Here is a 205-nt window from a genome sequence, read left to right on the forward strand (position 1 = left end):
TTTCTTTTTTTAACTTATCATTCGGTATTGGCTTCGTTGGGATAATTCGATTATGTTCCATTTTCACTGGATATTTCTTTTTATTATTTAAGGGTCTACCTTTACTATCCTCTGTTATTTCATTGACAATAAAATTACCTCTTGTTGTTCTAGTATTGCGATTTATATGGAGCACCATTCCTCTAGATTCCATATTCTTACCTTT

The 205-nt window shown here is 30.7% G+C and carries 1 protein-coding gene; it reads right to left on the reverse strand.

Annotated elements, in window-relative coordinates; genetic code table 11:
• On the reverse strand, nt 1-205 hold a 205-nt coding region (locus tag HMPREF3267_RS02920), incomplete at both ends, for a Csa1 family protein (RefSeq protein ID WP_141758213.1).

Origin of the sequence: Staphylococcus sp. HMSC62D11 (genome assembly GCF_001839145.1) — a bacterium.
Lineage (GTDB): Bacteria > Bacillota > Bacilli > Staphylococcales > Staphylococcaceae > Staphylococcus > Staphylococcus lugdunensis.